Origin of the sequence: Collimonas rhizosphaerae (assembly GCF_038896935.1) — a bacterium.
Classification (GTDB): Bacteria; Pseudomonadota; Gammaproteobacteria; order Burkholderiales; family Burkholderiaceae_D; genus Collimonas; species Collimonas rhizosphaerae.
This window is the reverse complement of record NZ_JBANDC010000004.1, coordinates 124,334-140,067: the sequence shown is the minus strand read 5'-3', so window position 1 is coordinate 140,067 and position 15,734 is coordinate 124,334. Positions and strand designations below refer to the sequence as shown.

Here is a 15,734-nt window from a genome sequence, read left to right as displayed (position 1 = left end):
TCAGTGCAGCCCGGTCGGCTGGATGTAGCCGAGTTTGTACAGGACCAGCAGCAGGATGAAGAGGGCGACCGAAAAGCCGACGCGCATGGTCAGGGCCTGCACCGTGCGGTTGCTTTTGCCTTTGTCGCGCATCAGGAAAATCAGCGCCGAGGCAAGGCTGCCGATAATCAGGATGAAGGCGATGGCGACGACGATTTTCATTTTTGGGCCAGGGAAGTGTTGACTAAGGCGATATTGTAATGCCAATCGGATTCCGGTTTAGATTCAGATTTCGGCTGGTTCCCTTCGTGGCGACCGTATTGCTGGTGCTGCTGGGCATAACGTTGGCACAATGGCAAACCCGTCGCGGCGACCAGAAGCAGGCGATCGAAAACAGGCTGCTGCAGCGCGAAGCCGACGCCACCGTCAAGCTTGGCGGCGCCTTGCAAGACGTCGACCAGATCGAGTTCAGGCATATGGCGCTGCGCGGTGAATTTATTGCCGGATGGCCGGTCTATCTCGACAATCGTCCCTTGAACGGCGTGGCGGGATTTTATGTGCTGATGCCGTTCAAGCTGGCGGCGTCGGACACGGGTGTGGATAGTTATGTGCTGGTGGCGCGCGGCTGGCTGCCGCGCGATCCGGCCGATCGCAGCAAGCTGCCGTCTTATCCGACGCCAGCCGGCACAGTCGAGATAGAAGGGTTGGTCAGGCGCGATTTCGGCCATGTCCTGCAACTGGGAGATGCCGGTCCCTTGCGGCCCCAGGCGATTGTGCAAAACCTGGGAATCGATGAATTCGCCGCGGCCAGCAAATTCAGGCTGCAGCCGTTCGTGATTGAGCAAACCAGCAATGCAGACGATCATTTGCTGCGCGACTGGCCCAGGCCCTCGCTCGGTATCGAAAAACACCGCGGCTACGCGTTCCAGTGGTATGCGCTGGCCGTGATGGCCTTGATTTTTTTTGTTGTGACAGGATTTAGACGTGGATCAGAAAACACCAACAAGCCAGCCCAGTCCGGCTGACGACAAACAGCGCCGGAGCGGCCGCTGGAAACTGTTCGCGGTGATTGCGGTATGCGCAGCGCCGATGATTGCCTCCTATCTCACGTACTACGTGATCAAGCCGCAAAGCCGCAATAACTACGGCGAGCTGCTCGATCCGCGCAACTATCCCGTGCCCGATCTGGGCAGCACCGCGCTCGACGGCAAGCCGCTCACGCTGGACGCCTACCAAGGCAAGTGGCTGATGCTGCAGGCCGATGGCGGCGCTTGCCAGAAGGCTTGCCAGGACAAGCTGTTCGAAATGCGCCAGCTGCGCCTGATGCAGGGCAAGGAAATGGAAAGGATCGAGCGGGTCTGGCTGATTACCGACGACCAGCCTTTGCCAACCATGGTGATGCGCGAATACGACGGCACCAGGCTGCTGCGGGTCAAGCCGGACCTGCTGAAAGCCTGGCTGCCGACCGAGGCTGGCACCAGCGCCGCCGATCACATCTACCTGATCGATCCGCGCGGCCACCTGATGATGCGTTTCCCCAAGGACGCCGATCCGGGCAAGGTCAAAAAAGACTTGTCCAAGCTGCTGCGGGCTTCGGCGATAGGATGAGTTGCCGATGACAACGTCCATGTTAATCCAGCTCGGCAGCATGGGACTGCTGGTTGCCTTGCTGGCGTTCTGCGTGGTCTGGGTTTCCAGCGACACCAATAAATACCGCAAGCTGGTGTGGGTGACGCTGTTCCTGACCTTCGACCTGATCATGTTCGGGGCTTTCACCCGCCTCACCGATTCCGGCCTCGGCTGTCCCGACTGGCCCGGCTGCTACGGCCACTCCAATCCGCTGCAGGCGCACGCCCATATCAGCGCGGCGCAGGAAGCCATGCCGACCGGTCCGGTCACGGTCATGAAAGCCTGGATCGAGATGACCCATCGCTATTTCGCGATGGGAGTCGGCGTGCTGATCATCGCCTTGATGGTGATCGCCTGGATGCGCTGGTTCAAAACGCGCAAGCCGGCAGCAACGGCCCAGCGGGAGAGCAGGTTTTCACCTTGGTTTCCAACCTGGCTGTTTTTGTTCGTCTGCCTGCAAGGCGCGTTTGGCGCCTGGACCGTGACGCAAAAACTGCAGCCGGTGATCGTCACTACCCATCTGCTGCTTGGCCTGACCCTGCTGGCGATGCTGACCTGGCTGGCGGCGCGGCAAACCCGTCATTCGCCGGTAGCGGCCGGCGCCGGCGCCTTGGCCAAACCAGCCCTGGCCGGCCTGCTGCTGCTGGTTCTGCAGATTGCCCTGGGCGGCTGGGTAAGCACCAACTATGCTGCCCTGGCATGCACGGATTTTCCTGCGTGCCATGGCGCGCTGGTGCCGCAAATGGATTTCGCCAACGGCTTCACCCTGTGGCGCCACCTGGGCATGACCGCCGATGGCGAATTCCTGTCGTTCCAGGCCCTGACGGCAATCCACTGGACCCATCGCAGCTTCGCTTTCGTGGTGATCGCCTTCGTTGTCTGGCTGGCCTGCAAAGCCTTGCGCACCGAGGGTTTGCAAAACACCGGCCGCTGGCTGCTGATCGTTGTCGGCTTGCAATTGATTACCGGCTTGTCTACCATTTTCCTGAACTGGCCGCTGGCCATCGCCGTGGCGCACAACGGTGGTGCGGCGGCGCTGCTGCTGTTGCTGGTCATGTTAAACTATAAGACTAGACTTGCTCCTGGCGTATCCCCAATTTTGGGAGCCCGCCCAGTAATTGCTGACCGCCTCAACCCGCACCCATGACTGCTTTGACCGTACCACCTAATCGAATTGCCCAGTACTGGGCGCTGACCAAGCCGCGCGTTACGCAGCTGGCGGTGTTTTGCGCGGTGATCGGCATGTTCCTGTCGACACCCGGCTTGCCGGATTGGCAACGCTTGATCGCCGCCACCATTGGCATCTGGCTGCTGGCCGGCGCTGCTTTTGCCGTCAATTGCCTGGTCGAACGTGAAATCGATTCGCGCATGGCGCGCACCGCCCGCCGTCCCATGGCGCGCGGGGAAATCACCGTGCCGCAGACCCTGGTGTTTTCCGGCGTCATAGGTGGGCTCGGCATGTGGGTGCTGTACAACTTCGTCAATCCGCTCACCATGTGGCTGACCTTCGCCACGTTCGTCGGCTACGCCATCATCTACACCATCATCCTGAAACCGGCGACGCCGCAGAACATCGTCATCGGCGGCCTGGCCGGCGCCATGCCGCCGGCGCTGGGCTGGGCCGCGATCGCCAACGACGTGCCGATGCAAGCCTGGATCCTGGTGCTGATCATCTTTGTCTGGACGCCGCCGCATTTCTGGGCGCTGGCCATGTACCGGCGCGACGACTACGCGAAATCCGGCCTGCCGATGCTGCCGATCACGCACGGCATGAAGTTCACCCAGTTCCAGATCTGGCTCTACACGATCGCCCTGGTAGCCACCACCATGCTGCCGTTCGCGGTCGGCATGAGCGGCTTGATCTACCTGGCCAGCGCCGCGGTGCTGGGCTTGATCTTCCTCTGGTACGCATGGCAGATCTACCAGCACTACACTGACCTGATCGCACGCAAGACCTTCGCTTATTCGATCGTCTACCTGTCGCTGCTGTTCGCCGCCTTGCTGGTCGATCACTATCTCAAATTCTGAAAGCAAACATGAAGCGTGTTTTTACCGTGGCTGTCGCCGGCCTGCTGACGGCTTTGTCTTTAACCGCCTGCGGCGACAAATCTGCCGGCGGCGGCCAGGAAATGACACTGTCGCCTGCCAACAGCGCTTTCATCAACACCGACGTCACCGGCCTCGGCTACGCCCGCGATTTCGCGCTGACCGACCACACCGGCAAGCCGCGCACGCTGGCTGATTTCAAGGGCAAGGCGGTAGTCGTGTTTTTCGGCTACACCCAATGCCCGGACGTCTGCCCGACCACCATGGTGGAGATGGCCAATGTGATGAAGGAACTGGGGCCGTTGGCAGGCAAGGTGCAGGTCCTGTTCGTCACCGTGGATCCGGAGCGTGATACGCAGGAGCTGCTGTCCAAGTATGTGCCGGCGTTCGACCCGAGTTTTGTCGGCCTGTACGGCGACCAGGCGGCGACCGACAAGGTAGCCAAGGAATTCCGCGTGTTCTACCAGAAAGTACCCGGCAAGACCCCAGGCAGCTACACCATGGACCATACCGCCGGCAGCTACGTGTTCGATCCGGAAGGCCATATCCGCCTGTTCGTGCGCCACGGCCAGGGGCCGGATCCGATTGCCCATGATTTGAAACTGCTGTTGAAATAATCGATGTAGGCAGGCAATAAAAAAGGCAGCCACTGGCTGCCTTTTTCTATTTGCAATCGGTTCCTCAGGCAAACGCCGCCAGCGAACCCTTCATCTTCTTCAGCGCAACCGCCTCGATCTGCCGTATCCGTTCTGCCGATACGCCAAACTCGTCCGCCAGTTCATGCAAGGTGGCGCCGGAGCCGTCGTCGTTGGCCAGCCAGCGGGCTTCGACGATACGGCGCGAGCGGTCGTCCAGCTTGCTCAGTGCCGATTCCAGTCCTTCCGACTGCATGCGGTCGTAGCGTTGCGCTTCCAGCACTTTGCTTGGCTCTTGCGCTTCGGTCGACAGGTAGGCGATCGGTGCAAACTTGTCATCGTCGTCATCGGTCGGCGCTTCCAGCGCGATGTCGCGGCCGGTCAGGCGCGTTTCCATCTCGATCACTTCTTCGCGCTTGACGTTGAGGGTCTTGGCCAGCGCATCGACCTGGGTCGGCGTCATGGCGTCCAGGCCTTCCTTATGGCTGCGCAGGTTGAAAAACAGCTTGCGCTGCGCCTTGGTGGTGGCAACTTTCACCAGGCGCCAGTTTTTCAGGATGTATTCATGCATTTCGGCCTTGATCCAGTGCATGGCGTACGACACCAGCCGTACCCCTTGGTCCGGATCGAAACGCTTGACGGCTTTCATCAGGCCGATATTGCCTTCCTGGATCAGGTCGGCATGCGGCAAGCCGTAGCCGAGATAACCGCGGGCGATGGAAACCACCAGGCGCAAATGCGACAGCACCAGCTTTTGGGCGGCGCCGAGGTCGTTCTTGTCGCGCAATTGTTGCGCTAAAGAAATTTCTTCATCATGTGTCAACATCGGCAGGCGATTCACCGCCGATATATACGCGTCAATATTTCCCAGCGTACCGGAAAAGCCGAGCGCCAGGGCACTGGTGTCGGTGGGCATTAAAGCAGTGTTGACTGATGGATTCTTCATTCTTTCTCCTTGCTGTCCGGCCAGCTTAAGCTGCCGGTAGATCAACGATCAGACGTTTGACTTGAATATATTAGCACTCTCTATAGTCGAGTGCTAATAGGATTTGTTAAAGAGTGTACATAGGCTGGTGCTATCGATATTTTTCTTTTGATTGTTCGAAGCAAATACTTAGAGACGGGAATCCAGCGAAAGTTGCGTCCATATTAAAGCAAATGCTGCATAGCCGCACGACGCCTCCGAAAACAGCCGTCAGAGGACCAGGTCCGGGGTCAGTTCGAGAAAATCGTCGTAGGGAGGATGGCACAGGAAATCGCGCAGCCGCGGCAGGTGCGTGCTGTCGGCGATGCCGATGTAGATGCGCGCCGGGGGTTTGCGCAGCAGGCGGTTGAGGGTGACGCGCAGGGTCAGGTTGCCGATGCAGCAAAAGCAGCCGGGTGCGATCCGTTTGATGTCGAGATCTTGCGCGAGCCCTGGCGGCAGCGCCGCTGTTTTGCCGTCAGGCAGGCCTTCCAGTATGAGCGCGGTGCTGAGGTGGACGCCGCTGCGTTCTGACGTCACCCCGAGTTCTTGCTCCAGGGCGGAATAGATGGCGGCTTCGCGCATGCCGGCCGAGCCGCCGCTGACCAGGGTGGTGAGGGTCATCCGCCTTTTTTCGACAACTTTCCGGGGTCAACCCCGAGCTGCTTCAGTTTGCGGTACAGGTGGGTGCGTTCCAGCCCGGTTTTTTCCGCTACCCGGGTCATGCTGCCGCTTTCGCGGATCAGGTGGTATTCAAAGTAAGCGCGCTCGAAAGCATCGCGCGCCTCGCGCAGCGGCAGGCCGAACGAGGATGAGAACAGGCTCTCGGACGAGGCCGCGACCGATGGCAGGGCCGCGATGTGCGTTGCTTCCGACGAAGCCGGATTGTTAAAGACGCCGGCAGTAACCACCGTGTCGTTCAATTCATTGGAGGAGGCTGCCGGCTGCGGATACAGGGTTGGCGCGCGGGCGGTCTTGGGACCTTGCGACAAACCTTGCTGGACTGCTTTCAGCAGCTTTTGCAGGGCAATAGGTTTTTCCAGGAAGTTCAGGGCGCCGATGCGGGTCGCTTCTACCGCGGTATCAATAGTGGCGTGGCCGGACATCATGATGACAGGCATGGTCAGCAAGCCGTCGCGCTGCCATTCCTTCAAGAGCGTGACGCCGTCGGTATCCGGCATCCAGATATCGAGCAGCACCAGATCGGGTACGCCGCCCTGACGAAATTCGCGAGCCTGTTGTGCATTTTCCGCGGCGGTTACTACATGCCCCTCGTCACCTAAAATTTCCGAGAGCAATTCCCGAATTCCCATTTCGTCGTCAACGACTAGGATGTTAGCCATGCGGTAGCCTTCCCATTTCCTGTTGCATCAAATCCCACTGTATGGACTGTTCGGACAGCCCAGTTAAGTTATCAATGTCTATTTGTTTTATTTCCGCGTCCGGATACATATGCTATATCAGCAATTCGCCAATTTGCAGCTGTTCTTGATCAAATTATGGCTGAATCATCACTCGTGGCTAACTTTAACAGCAAAATCAGGATTTTTGCGCCCTTTGTGTCGCTTCGGTTCTGCAGATCGATGCGGCCGCCGTGTTCGTCGATGATTTTTTTCACCATCGGCAAACCCAGGCCGGTGCCGCGCGGCTTCGACGTGACGTAGGGTTCGAATGCCCTGGCCAGTATCTTGGGCGAGAATCCCGAGCCGTTGTCGGTAATCGACAGCCGCACAGCGGTGCGCGACAGGCCATCCGAGCTCTGGTAGCTGACCCGCTCGGTGACCAGGTCGATGCGCGGCGGCGTGGCGTTGTCGCTGCGGTCGAGGACAGCGTCCTGGGCGTTTTGCAAAAGATTATGGATCACTTGCCGCAGCTGGGTGGCGTCGCCCATGATCAGCGGCAGGTCCGGCGCCAAGGATGCATGGATCATATCGCGTTCGTCGCCGGCCAAGTAGAGATGCAGGATTTCCGCCACCAGCACGTTCAGGTCGAGCTCGCCCAACACCGCCGGCGGCGTCTTGGCGTAGTCGCGGAAATCGTCCACCATGCGTTTCATCGCAGCCACCTGGTTAACAATGGTGTCGGTGCTTTTCTTCAGGATCGCGGCGTCCTGGGTCATCAGCTTGTCTTCCAGTTTCATCTGCAGCCGTTCGGCCGAGAGCTGGATCGGCGTTAGCGGATTCTTGATTTCATGCGCCAGGCGGCGCGCCACTTCGCCCCAGGCGATCGAGCGCTGGCCTGAGATGACGTCGGAGATATCGTCGAACACCACCACGTAGCCGGCGCGGTTTTCGACCGGCAGGCGCGAACCGCGCGCCAGCAGGGTGATGTCGTCGCTGTCGCTGTTCTCGCCGCTGTCGACCCGGCGCGGGATTTCGATCTGCTGCTGCCAGTGCAGCAGCTCGGCGCCGATCTTGCCGGTGGCGAATTGCGCGTTCTGTTCGGAAAAGGCGTTGATGATGACTTCCGCGAAATGCGCCAGGCCGTCGATGATTGTGAGCGGCTGGCCGATGTGCGGCGAAAAATCGTATTGCAGGATGCGGGCTACCGACTGGTTGCTGGTGACCAGGCGGAAATCGCCGTCCAGCACCATCACCCCGGCCGACATGTTGGCCAGCACCGATTCCAGGTAAGCCTTGGCGTTTTCCAGTTCGCTGCGGTTTTTTTCCACCGCGGCGCGGGCGTCGTAGAGCTGGCGCGTCATCAGGTTGAAAGACTGGGTCAGGACACCCAGTTCGTCTGAGGTAGCGACGATCGGCCGCGGCGACAGGTTGCCTTCAGCCACCGCCTTGGTGCCTTCCGCCAGCAGCAGCAAGGGCTTGGCCAGGTCGGTGGCGATCAGGAAGGCGCTGACGATGGCGCTGAACACCGCCAGCAGCAAGGTCAGGGTCAGGGTCATTACGTACATCTTGCGCAAGCCGGAACGGCTTATCGAGCGCTCTTGATATTCGGAGGAGGTAGAAGCCAGGATGCCGATGTTGGAGGCCAGGTAGGCCGGCACCGGCTGCACCATTTGCAGGAAATGGGTTTCGTTTTGCAACGAAGAACTTCTTAGCGGCGCCGGGATTTCGACTACCACGTGCTGGCGCAGGTTGGCGGTTTCATTGCCGGTTGCCGGCTTGCCTGGGTTGTTGCCGGGAGCATCAAAATCGCTTTCCGTTTCGGCAAAACCGCGCGGCAGGCGGGCCCGCTGCAGCATCGAGGCGGTCGGCAGGTTAGGCACCAGCGTGCCCAGGTGGCCGCCGACGGACGCGATGACCTGGCCGCTGGCGGTAACAATCGATGCCTCCAGGTTCTGGTCGCTAAGCCGGCCCAGCTGGGTCGCTTGCGCCGAGTTGGAGAGCTCGGACCATTCGGCCGCCAGCGTGTGCGCCCTGGCGCTGAGGTCGCTGAGCGATGCATCCAGCGCCGCATGGCTCAGGTTGACGCCGGCCTGCAGGGCGGTTTCGACATGCACGTCAAACCAGGATTCGATCGAACGCGACACGAATTGCAGCGACACCACGTAAATCACGGCCCCCGGCAAGATGCCGATCAGCGCAAACATGAGCACCAGCTTGGCAGTCAGGCGCGAGCCGAATTTTCCGCGTTTGTAGCGATTGTAGAGTCGTCCGAGCAGCAGGCAGACCAGCACAAACAGCGCTACCGCCACCAGCGCGTTCAAGCCCAGCAGCCAGGGATAGTGCTTGTCGAAAAAATCCGAATTGGCCGAGGCCGACGACAGCAGGAACAGCAGGATGCTGGCGACGGCGCCGCCGACCACCAGCAGATAGCGTAACGCGCGCGACACGGCTATTCCACCTTGTAGTTGAAACTCTTCCAGTCGGAAGAAAAGCGCCAGTCGCTATTGTTGAGGGCGTTAACCTGGAACGGCTTGGACAGCAGCCCGAGGTCGAGGCCCATGCGCACCGCGACCCGGTACACCTCGCCCTGCTTGAGCGCGCTCTTGTCGGCGATCAGCCAGCGGCTGGGGCGGCGGATCAGGGACAGGGCGTCGTCCAGGGTATTGAAGCTCTGCTGCAGGCTGCCGTTGATGGCGACGTTGTAGCGGCGCGTGATGACGTTGTATTGCAGGCGGATGGTCTGGGTGGCGGTAATCGCCTTTTCATCGAACCAGTACCAGCGCGGCCGCGTCAGTTCGACGTCGGTGGTGAAGTACAGGGTGACGCCGCGGTTGACCACATCCTCCAGGCCGCGGTTGAGGTCGAAGGAAAACGTTGCCGACAAGCGATAGCCGTCGTCGCCGGCTTCGATGTGGGCCTGACTCAATTCAACGCCGTCCGATGCATAGCTGGATGGCGGGCTAAAAGACAGAGCCAGCAGCAGGGCCAGCAGCCAGTATTTTATGAATTGAGGCAATGGTCGTGTCACTGGTTTCGGGTATGGTAAAAAAGTTATGGCAAAAGGGTTGCAGTACTACACATGCTTCAGCACTTCTGGAACAGCGCGTAAAACAAGCCATCGTGATCTTGTCCGGCATCGGCGGTCGGCAGCAGCTGGCCCGGCGCCGGCAGCCTGCGCGCATTGTTGCGCGCAGCAAAGGCTACTGCCTGGGCTTCCGATTCTTGTGGCCATACGGAACATGTTACGAGTAACAATTTACCATCCGGGCGTAGCATCTGCCAAAGATTGTCCAGAATCTTTGCCGAAAGTGTTGCAAGTTGCTCGGTATCGGTCTTGCGCCGCAACCAGCGTATGTCGGGATGGCGGCGCACGATGCCGGAGGCAGTGCAGGGGACATCGGCCAGGATGCGGTCGAAGAGCTGGCCGTCCCACCAGTCGTCGCCCTGGCTGCCGACGCTGGCATCGCCCAGTTGCAGTTTTGCCTCCAGTTGCAGGCGCTGCAGGTTCTGGGTAATGCGTTGCAGGCGCTTAGGATTGTTGTCGAGCGCGGTCAGGTCGACCTCGGCGGTTTCCAGGATGTGGCAGGTCTTGCCGCCAGGGGCGGCGCAAGCGTCCAGCACCCGCATGCCGTCCTGCAGGTCGAGCAGCGGTGCGGCAAGCTGGGCGGCGGCGTCTTGCACCGAGGCCAGGCCGTCTTCAAAGCCGGGGATCTGGGCCATCGGCATCGCCGTGTCCATGCGTATTGCATCCGGGCCGATTTGGCGCGCCGTTATCGCGTGGCTGGCCAGGGTTTCCAGGTAAGCGGCTACCGAAGTCTTGCGGCGGTTGACGCGCAAGGTCAGCGGCGGCGCCGTATTGCCGGCAGTGAGGATGGCTTGCCATTGCTGCGGATAGGCAGCTTTCATGCGGTCTATCCACCACACCGGATAATTCCACAAGCCGAACGGCGTCTTGACGGCAACTGCCACCAGCGCATCGCGTTCGCGCAGGAAGCGCCGCAGCACCGCATTCACCATGCCTTTGGCGTGGGCCATCTGGGGATCGGAAGAGACTGCGGTGACAGCCTGGTTGACCACCGTGAAATTCTCATATGCCGGATCGTCGACGTCAGCCAGCAAGCACAGTGCGGCGCACAGCAGGCAATGCAGCAAGGTCGGCTCCGGCGGCCGGCTGGCCAGGTTGCCGAGCAGGGTTTCGGCGCGGCCGATGCCGCGCATGGTGCGGTAGGCGATGTCCTGGATCGCGCCGCGCGTTGGCGCCGGCGCTGCCGATTGTGCAAATACCTGGGTCAGCGCCTGCGGCAGCGCCGCGCCGTCGCGCACCAGGGCGATGGCTTGGGCTGCGCCTAACAGGCTAAAGGCGAGAGAGTCTTTTTTAAGGGTCGAATAGGTCACAAGTGGTTCAGGTCTGTTCTGCGGGTAATAGTTGTCGGAAAATCGGATCTTGCTCAGTTTTTGGTTAAAGCCAGTTTGATGCCCAGCGCAATAAAGGCGGCGCCCACTGTGCGTTCCAGCCAATGCTTGATTTGCGGATTGTTGCTGGCGTGCCGTGTCAGGGTGCCGGCCAGCATGGCGGTGCCGCTGTTCCAGCACAGCGTGACGACCGAAAACACCGCGCCCAGCACCAGGAAGGCAGCGATCTTGTGCGGCGAATCGTGGCGCACGAACTGCGGGAAAAAGGAGAGGAAAAACAAGATCACCTTGGGATTGAGCACATTGGTGATCAGGGCTTGCACAAAAATCGTCTTGTGCGAACGCAGGTCCAGCTGCGGCGGCTGTTCGCTGGCTGCTGCTTTCTTGCTGAGCAGCATCCTGATGCCGAGGTAGACCAGGTAGGCGCCGCCCGCCAGCTTGACGGCCATGAAGGCGGTGGCGGAGGCTGCCAGCAGCGCCGTCAGGCCAAAAGCCGACAGGGTCGCGTGGATGCAGCAGCCGGCTGTGATGCCGAGCGCCGACAGCAGGCCGGCGCGCCGGCCCTGGGCGACGCTGCGGCCGACGATATAGGCGGTATCCGGGCCGGGAGTGGCGTTCAGCAGCAGGACAGCCATCAGGAACAGGCCAAAATCAGTAATGCCGAAGGAGATCATAACGACGCAGCTAGACAGGAAGGTAACAACGCGATTGTAGCGGGGATATGGTCGCTCACCTACAGTTAGGTCGCGATTGTGGCGGGAAAAAGTGAAATTTCAGGATTGCTTGACAGCAATAATCTTTTGCCATAACGGATTAGCCTGGCAATAGAGCAAGATGTCTGGCCGGCAACTTCTGCGGTTGACGAATAACTTCAGTCAGCCAGGGCGGGATGGACTGCCGCCGGCGGCTGCAGCATGTATTGCGCCTCAAGCCAGCGGCGCACATCTGCAAATACCCGTTCCGCGCCGACTTCGTTGAAAATCTCGTGGTACATGCCGTCATAGTCGCGGAAGGTGACGATGGCAGGCGGCAAGGCAGCAAAAAAACGGCGGCTGCCGTCGGGATCGATGATGCGGTCGTCGCCGGCGATCACCAGCAGCGTCGGGATCGCCAGGGTCTGCGCCTGGCCCAGGACGAACTCTCCCGAGCGCAGCATGCTGTTCAGCAGGCGCGCGGTGATCTTGTTATGCACCAGCGGATCGGCGCTATACGCTTTGGCGATTGCGGGATCGTGCGACAGGTGGCTGACGTCCAGGCCGTTGGGCACGGCCACGCCGGGAGCCGCCAGCGACATCAGCCTGAGCAGGCCGAGCTGCACCCGGTTCAGGCGCAAGGCCAGTCCGGGTGAGGATAAAACCAGGCCGCGCAGCGGCGCCATCGCAGCTAGCGCGAAGCGGGCCGCAAACAGGCCGCCCATGCTATGGCCGAATAAAAAGGGTGCATTGCCTGCCAGCGCCGGATAATCCAGTTGCGCCTGGCGGTTGAAGTCGTCCAGCACCAGCCGGGCGTCGCGCAGCAAGGCGGATTCGTCCGGCACATCGCCGCGCGGTCCGCCGGAACGGCCGTGGCCGCGGTGATCGTAGCTGCGCACCAGCAGGCCGCAGCGATTGAAAAAACGTATTACATGGGCATAGCGCCCGGCATGTTCGCCCAGTCCGTGCATCAGCAGGATGCTGCCCGCCGCCGGCACGCCAGCAGCTGGCGGCCAGTCGGCGACGAAGAGAGGGATGCCGTCTGCGGTCGTAAGCTGTCGCTCAAGACCTGAGGTCATCAAACGCCCCAGAGCACGTCGTTATTGTGCTTGTGCGCTTCGCGCAGCATTTCCAGCAAAGGATAGATCTTGTTGGCGAAGTTGACCGTCTGCACCGGTTCATGGCCGCTGTCGTCGCCAGCCTCGTTGTGATGGGCTGCGATGTCGTGCTGCACGCTGTCCGATGCCGGATGGGCGCGGCTTTCCGATGTTTCCGCTTCCAGCTTGGCGATCGCTGCCGCGCCTTCTTCGGCGGTGATGACGCCGATCTTCACATCTTTATTCAGCAGGTCGAGGATGCGCTTGGCATCGTAGTCGAACATGGTGACTTCGGCCGACGCCTTGGATTTGAATGTAACTAACATAAAACCTCAGAATATTGTTTTTGATGAAAAAAGACATTGTACAGAATACCCCTTTGTCGGGGGGCTTGCCACTGCTGTCACCGCTGGTTACAGAGCAGGGCGGCCGGTCGCATTATTGCATCAATGCTAATCATGTTTGAACGAAGAGATGAAAGTCTCTGCATTTTCCCGTGAGACGGCTTTTTCCGGCCCCATCACGATGACCTGGTAGATTTCCTTGTCCTTGCTGACAAAATGCCCGTACAGGATTTCCGGTTTGCCGCCCGGGGTGGTGCCGACCGCTTCGACCTCGATGCTGGCCGAGAGTCCCTGCGTACCGCTGGCAGCCGCGGTTGTTTTTTCCGCCCTGACGGTGCCGTTGATGTTCTTCACCAATGCGGTTTTCATCGCGTTCAATGCCGCTTGCGCCTTGGCGGCGTCGGGCACGGTGGCGCTGCCGACCGCGAACACCGTGTCATCCACCTTGGCGGCGGTCATGGTCATGGTGACCGGCGTGCCGTCGAGATCGATGGGGCGCGCGAAGGTCGACGGCTTGGCTGGCAGCAGGACGCTGTAAGGCGCGTCCTTGCTGCGCACTTCGCGCCAGTTGAACTTGGGGGAACAGGCCAGCAATACCAGTACGGAACAGGCAAGCAACAGGCGGGAAGGCAAGGTAAGCACAGGTTTCACGAAATGGCGCAGCGGCTGCGGAAATGGAAGCAGCCCCTATGGTATCTGATGCTGGAAGGTGCGCACACCGAAAACTATGCCTATGCATAACAGCGCCACGCCCGCCATGACCTGCAAGCCTGGCACCGCGTCGCGGAAAATGAAGGCATACAGCAGCGCCGCCAGGGTTTCGAACACGATCAGCTGCGCCAGCAGCGCGGTCGGCAGATGCTGGCTGGCCTTGTTCCAGAGCAGGGTGCCGATCCAGGAGGCGCTCAGGCCGATCACCAGCATCAGGCCGACAAACTGCAGCGGCCGCGGTCCGAACGGAAAGGCGTAGCTGCCGCCCGTCAGTTTCTGGTAGGCGCCATAGCCGAACAGCCCGGCCAGCGCCAGCGGCAAGACCGCCAGGCCCTGTGCGGTAGCCCAGGTGGAAGGGCTGATATGCGGATGGGCGCGCAGGTAGCGGGCATTGACGATCGGATACCAGGTCCAGGCCGCGACCGCGCCCAGCGCGATCAGGCAGCCCAGCACGTAGTCGCCGGTCGAGCGTGTATTGCCGGCGCCCGCCAGCCGCATATGCGCCAGCTCGGCGGCGTTGACGCACAGGATGCCGACCAGGATGATCAGCAGCGACGGCGCCAGCCGCCGCCAGGCGACGCTTTCCGCCGCATGTCCCGGCGACCAGTTGGAAAAGACGGAAATCACCACCGGCAGGGTGCCGATCAGCATGGTCGGCAGCGGCGCATCCGCCAGCTGGATCGCAGTCGCCAGCGCTGCGTAATACAGCAGGTTGCCGACCAGCGAGAGTTTCAGCGCGGCGCGCCAGTCGGCCCGGGTCAGCGCGGCTATGCGCTTGCGGTCAAGCAGGGCGGGCGCCAGCGCGATCAGGCCGAACGCCACGTAACGGCCGAACGACAGCATCAGGCCGGGGTAGTCGGGCAGTATCAGGGGCGCGATGAACACCAGGCCCCACATCATTCCTGCGCCCAGGGCGCATAACAGGCCGGTCAGCATAGGGCGGCTTCCGGCAGCGGTGCAGTTAATCGAGGCGATGCCATAAAAAGGTCGGGGACGAGTGATGAGATTTACCCATCATGCCTATCTTTAGCCCAGCGGTCTTGTACCAATTTGCTGTTGATACTGGGCCGGCGTGACGCCATAGGCGCGCTTGAACCAGCGCGTCAGGTGGCTCTGGTCGGCCAGCCCGACCGCGGCGGCGGCGTCGGTCGGGGTGCTGCGCTGGGCCAGCAAGGTCTTGGCGCGTGTGGCGCGGCGCGCTTGCAGATATTGGTGCGGGGTGGCGTGGAACGCGGCCGAGAAGGCCCGCACGAAATGAAAGACAGACATGCCGGCTTCGGTCGCCAGGGTGTCGATATGCAGGGTCTGGTCCAGGTTGGCTTCGATGCAGTCGAGGACGCGCCGCATCGCCAGCATGCGTTGCGGCTGGCCGGGCTTCAGTATGGAAACCGGGCGCAGGTTCTTGCCGTAGCGCTGTGTGACAGCGTCTATCAACACCGTGAAATGCGATATGAACGCGAGATCGTCGGGCGCCTGCCACATGCGCTTGAACAGCAGCTGGAAACTGTCGGCCAGCTGGGGATCGTGGGCAGTGGCGGCAGCGAAATAAACTTCGCTGCCGGTCAGCTCGCGCAGCAGCTGCGGTTCGATGAACAGCATCTGGTAAGTCCAGCCGGCGGCGATCTCGGCGTGGCCGTCATGCAGTTCGTCAGGATTCAACAGCACCAGCGTGCCGGCCGGGGCCACATGCTGGGAACCCTTGTGGCGGAAACGCTCGACGCCGGTTTCAATCGCGCCCAGCGAGTAGGCGTCGTGCACATGCGGCGCGAACTCGTGGTCGACCAGCCGCGCCGAATACAATTCCACGCCCGGCAAATGCGGGCTGGTCTTGAAGGTGACGAATTCGGATGGATGGTGGAACACGCTGGCCTCGGAGCCTGG

General features: G+C 61.0%; 18 protein-coding genes. 5 read left to right on the top strand and 13 right to left on the bottom strand.

The features are described from left to right. Window positions 1-201, bottom strand: a complete 201-nt coding sequence (locus tag V8G57_RS07005) for a twin transmembrane helix small protein (protein WP_092394731.1) — start codon at window positions 199-201, stop codon at window positions 1-3. Window positions 202-287: 86 nt separating this feature from the next. Here V8G57_RS07005 and V8G57_RS07000 point away from each other — a divergent pair, with 86 nt between their 5' ends. The 5 genes from V8G57_RS07000 to V8G57_RS06980 are packed head-to-tail and all read left to right on the top strand — an operon-like array spanning window position 288 to window position 4,271. Beyond that, window positions 288-1,004 (top strand): SURF1 family protein, encoded by a 717-nt coding sequence (locus tag V8G57_RS07000; protein WP_425458244.1) that lies wholly within the window; start codon window positions 288-290, stop codon window positions 1,002-1,004. Next, window positions 964-1,587 carry an SCO family protein gene (locus V8G57_RS06995; RefSeq protein ID WP_092394737.1) on the top strand — a complete coding sequence of 208 codons (624 nt, stop codon included), beginning with the start codon at window positions 964-966 and terminating at the stop codon, window positions 1,585-1,587. The genes V8G57_RS07000 and V8G57_RS06995 overlap by 41 nt, the downstream gene beginning before the upstream one ends. A gap of 19 nt (window positions 1,588-1,606) precedes the next feature. Then, the gene (locus V8G57_RS06990) at window positions 1,607-2,755 is read left to right on the top strand and encodes a COX15/CtaA family protein (RefSeq protein ID WP_342828777.1); all 1,149 of its coding nucleotides are present in this window, start codon (window positions 1,607-1,609) and stop codon (window positions 2,753-2,755) included. Further along, on the top strand, window positions 2,752-3,636 hold the full coding sequence (gene cyoE, locus V8G57_RS06985) for a heme o synthase (RefSeq protein ID WP_342828775.1): 885 nt from the start codon (window positions 2,752-2,754) through the stop codon (window positions 3,634-3,636). The genes V8G57_RS06990 and cyoE overlap by 4 nt, the downstream gene beginning before the upstream one ends. Before the next feature lie 8 nt (window positions 3,637-3,644). Beyond that, complete coding sequence (locus V8G57_RS06980; protein ID WP_425458243.1) at window positions 3,645-4,271, top strand: SCO family protein; 627 nt, start codon at window positions 3,645-3,647, stop codon at window positions 4,269-4,271. A 64-nt stretch (window positions 4,272-4,335) separates the two neighbouring features. Here V8G57_RS06980 and rpoH read toward each other — a convergent pair whose 3' ends face one another. The 12 genes from rpoH to V8G57_RS06920 all read right to left on the bottom strand — a co-directional run bounded on the left by rpoH (window position 4,336) and on the right by V8G57_RS06920 (window position 15,716). After that, entirely contained in the window at window positions 4,336-5,235 is a 900-nt protein-coding gene (gene rpoH / locus V8G57_RS06975; RefSeq protein WP_092394749.1) for an RNA polymerase sigma factor RpoH, read from the bottom strand. Between the two features lie 249 nt (window positions 5,236-5,484). Continuing rightward, window positions 5,485-5,877, bottom strand: a complete 393-nt coding sequence (locus V8G57_RS06970; protein WP_092394752.1) for a GTPase — start codon at window positions 5,875-5,877, stop codon at window positions 5,485-5,487. Continuing rightward, complete coding sequence (locus tag V8G57_RS06965) at window positions 5,874-6,596, bottom strand: response regulator (protein WP_092394755.1); 723 nt, start codon at window positions 6,594-6,596, stop codon at window positions 5,874-5,876. The genes V8G57_RS06970 and V8G57_RS06965 overlap by 4 nt, the downstream gene beginning before the upstream one ends. 149 nt (window positions 6,597-6,745) lie before the next feature. Then, window positions 6,746-9,043 (bottom strand): sensor histidine kinase, encoded by a 2,298-nt coding sequence (locus V8G57_RS06960; protein ID WP_342828772.1) that lies wholly within the window; start codon window positions 9,041-9,043, stop codon window positions 6,746-6,748. Window positions 9,044-9,045: 2 nt separating this feature from the next. Beyond that, entirely contained in the window at window positions 9,046-9,612 is a 567-nt protein-coding gene (locus V8G57_RS06955) for a DUF4390 domain-containing protein (RefSeq protein ID WP_254784955.1), read from the bottom strand. Between the two features lie 68 nt (window positions 9,613-9,680). Next, a complete protein-coding gene (gene rsmB / locus V8G57_RS06950; RefSeq protein ID WP_342828771.1) occupies window positions 9,681-10,991 on the bottom strand; it encodes a 16S rRNA (cytosine(967)-C(5))-methyltransferase RsmB in 1,311 nt (436 codons plus the stop codon). A 53-nt stretch (window positions 10,992-11,044) separates the two neighbouring features. Beyond that, complete coding sequence (locus V8G57_RS06945; protein WP_092394767.1) at window positions 11,045-11,683, bottom strand: LysE family translocator; 639 nt, start codon at window positions 11,681-11,683, stop codon at window positions 11,045-11,047. A 197-nt stretch (window positions 11,684-11,880) separates the two neighbouring features. Further along, window positions 11,881-12,780, bottom strand: coding sequence for an alpha/beta hydrolase (locus V8G57_RS06940; RefSeq protein ID WP_342828770.1), 900 nt, complete (start codon window positions 12,778-12,780; stop codon window positions 11,881-11,883). Then, window positions 12,780-13,124: a DUF1840 domain-containing protein gene (locus V8G57_RS06935; RefSeq protein ID WP_092394773.1), complete on the bottom strand. Its 345-nt coding sequence runs from the start codon at window positions 13,122-13,124 to the stop codon at window positions 12,780-12,782. Before V8G57_RS06935 ends, V8G57_RS06940 begins: the two co-directional genes overlap by 1 nt. A 126-nt stretch (window positions 13,125-13,250) precedes the next feature. Then, window positions 13,251-13,793: a hypothetical protein gene (locus tag V8G57_RS06930; RefSeq protein ID WP_342828769.1), complete on the bottom strand. Its 543-nt coding sequence runs from the start codon at window positions 13,791-13,793 to the stop codon at window positions 13,251-13,253. A 36-nt stretch (window positions 13,794-13,829) separates the two neighbouring features. Next, complete coding sequence (locus V8G57_RS06925; RefSeq protein ID WP_092394779.1) at window positions 13,830-14,789, bottom strand: DMT family transporter; 960 nt, start codon at window positions 14,787-14,789, stop codon at window positions 13,830-13,832. A gap of 90 nt (window positions 14,790-14,879) precedes the next feature. Beyond that, window positions 14,880-15,716, bottom strand: a complete 837-nt coding sequence (locus V8G57_RS06920; protein ID WP_342828768.1) for an AraC family transcriptional regulator — start codon at window positions 15,714-15,716, stop codon at window positions 14,880-14,882. Window positions 15,717-15,734 lie beyond the last annotated feature (18 nt).